This window comes from Microcystis sp. M090S1, assembly GCF_020246295.1.
Classification (GTDB): Bacteria; Cyanobacteriota; Cyanobacteriia; order Cyanobacteriales; family Microcystaceae; genus Microcystis; species Microcystis aeruginosa.
Genome location: NZ_JADBTF010000288.1, coordinates 1 through 2705 on the forward strand (window position 1 = coordinate 1; position 2705 = coordinate 2705).

The window sequence follows — 2705 nt, forward strand, 5'->3', positions numbered from 1 at the left end:
CTACTTTTTTGTTGTTTCATTAATTCTTTTAAATCTTCTACTGACTCAACAATATCAATTTTGGGTACGACCGGCATCGCCAATTTATCCACTTAATCATCTTTTCTATAAGTATGCCATAGTTTTTGAAATTTGGTATTACAGAGCTTGAGTTAAAGCAATGTAAAACCAATAAACTACTCTAGATACAGTCAACGGTACAGCCATACTTACCACTTCTCACTCTTAGTATTGGAGGCACTCCCATAAAGAGGGCTATAATTAATCCTATAGACAGTCCCTCGAGAGCAACAATATGTTAAATGCAGTGGAATTTAAAGCCAAAATCAAACAAGGTATCATCGAAATTCCCGAAGAATACCAACAGGACTTGAGGGAAGACAGCGAAGTTCAAGTTATTGTGATCAAACAAAATAAAAAAATATCCACCACTGGAATCATTGCCGAATTAACTCAGAAACCCGTTGCTGTTAAAGGTATTCGTCAATTAAATCGGGAAGAAATTCATCAGCTATAATTATGATCAATTCTCTTTATTTTTGTGATTCTAACATATGGCTATACCGTCTTTTAATAGACCCAGAGTGTAACGATGCTGAAGAAATGCGAAAACGCAATCTAGCGAACGCTTTAACTAGCAGGTAAAATATCTTAATCAGTACGCAAATTATTAATGAAGTTTGCGCTGTTTTATCCAAAAAAGCTAAAATAACTGAAGTTCAAATTAGAGAAATTATCCAAGAATTTTACGATGGATGTGTTGTTATTCAACTTGATCGCAATATTATTTTAAGAGCCTCTGAACTCCGCACTCAATACAGTTTTTCTTTTTGGGATAGTTTAATTGTAGCTAGTGCCTTAGCAGCCGATGCTAGTATTCTTTGCTCTGAAGATATGCAGGATGGATTAATAATATCCAATCAACTAACTTTAATTAATCCCTTTTGATCAAGTTGATTATCAGTGTGATATTATTAAATTACTCATTTAATCAATAGTGATGAATAGGCAACAAAAGCGAGTTTTATCCCTATTTTCTGGCTGCGGGGGAATGGACTTAGGATTAGAGGGAGGTTTTTGGGTACACCAAGACTGTGTGAATGAAAATATTCATCGAGATTGGATAGTAGAAAGACGGGAACCATGGCTAAAACTACCGCGCACTACTTTTGAAACTGTCTTTGCTAATGATATAACTAAAGCTGCCCATAATGCTTGGATTCCCTACTTTGAAAAAAGAGGTAAAAAGAATGTATTTCACTTGGGGAGTATTGTAGATTTAGTCAAACAAGCAGAAAAAGGAGAGTTTCAGTTTCCCAGTAATATCGATGTAGTAACGGGAGGTTTTCCCTGTCAAGATTTTAGTGTTTCAGGAAAAAGAAAGGGGTTTAATTCTCACAAAAGTCACACGGGGAAACTGCTAGACGAGAGTGAAGATAGTTTTCAGGACAATCGCGGGAAACTCTATTATTGGATGAAGAGAGTTATTGAATTAACCTTACCTAAAGTTTTTATTGCTGAAAATGTCAAAGGTTTAATCTCTTTGGCCAATGTTAAAGATATAATTGAAGATGATTTTAGTGCCATTGGTAAAGATGGATATATAGTTATCCCTAAACTTCTCTTTGCTCCCGATTATGGAATTCCCCAAACTAGGGAAAGAATTATCTTTATCGGTTTAAATAAAACCTATTTAAAAGCGACAGCGATAGCACATCTAGAAAATCATGATATTTTTCCGCATCCAACCCATAAAGTTATTAAGCATCAATTAAATCTGTTTGAGTCAATATATCCTCTTAAAACTTACAGTACAGTGGGTCAGATATTATCAGGTTTAGCTGAACCGGAAGATGAGTTATTTGACCTCTCACAAAAAAGTTATTCAAAAGCTAAATATTATGGTAAAACTCAGGGACAAATCGAGGTTAATTTACAGGGTTTAGGTCCGACTATTCGCTCGGAACATCACGGTAATATTGAATTTAGGAGATTATCTTTAGAATTAGGGGGAAAGATAGTTAATGAGTTAGAAGCAGGGTTAAAAATGAGACGTTTAACTGTGCGGGAATGTGCGAGAATACAGACTTTTCCCGATGATTTTCAATTTGTGCGTCAACAAAATAAGGGAGATGGAAAATATTCACTTTCGGCTACGGATGGTTACAAATTAATTGGTAATGCTGTCCCACCTTTGCTTGTTTACCATATTGCTAGACACCTAGAACATCAATGGGATTATTTGTTTGAAGATATTTATTCAGTCAGCCAAAATTTATGTGTAGCATTGCCTTAATAATTGGGTGCATCTCATTTTTATAAATCTACTAAGTTGGGGTTTTTAAAGGGAACCTCTCTTTGAAAATTGGGCGTTACTTTCGATTTTATGACTCAATCCAAGCGTTTGGGGGGTAGAACCCCCAAACCCCTCGCGCATTTGCTTTTCGGTGAGATGCTTACACGCAGTTGTTAATATACTTGTACCAATTTAAGATTCACCAATAATTGCCGATTGTCGCTATTTCTGCAAATGTGAGATGCAACCTTAATAATTTCTGCTAATAATGTTTCTATACTTGCCATGGTTTACTAATCCTAAATTGAGAAAACAAATTATAATCTTTTTAGATGAACGTAGGTTGGGTTGAAGTATGAAACCCAACGCCCGATCATGTTACGCTACCGCTAACCCATCCTACAAATAA

The 2705-nt window shown here is 35.5% G+C and carries 3 protein-coding genes; all 3 read left to right on the forward strand.

The window, feature by feature from the left end:
- The first annotated feature begins 295 nt into the window (after positions 1-295).
- The 3 genes from IM477_RS12555 to IM477_RS12565 all read left to right on the forward strand — a co-directional run bounded on the left by IM477_RS12555 (position 296) and on the right by IM477_RS12565 (position 2296).
- Positions 296-517, forward strand: coding sequence for a hypothetical protein (locus IM477_RS12555; RefSeq protein WP_287732000.1), 222 nt, complete (start codon positions 296-298; stop codon positions 515-517).
- A 137-nt stretch (positions 518-654) separates the two neighbouring features.
- Positions 655-948, forward strand: coding sequence for a PIN domain-containing protein (locus tag IM477_RS12560; RefSeq protein WP_287732004.1), 294 nt, complete (start codon positions 655-657; stop codon positions 946-948).
- Positions 949-1000: 52 nt separating this feature from the next.
- Complete coding sequence (locus tag IM477_RS12565) at positions 1001-2296, forward strand: DNA cytosine methyltransferase (protein WP_287732002.1); 1296 nt, start codon at positions 1001-1003, stop codon at positions 2294-2296.
- Positions 2297-2705 lie beyond the last annotated feature (409 nt).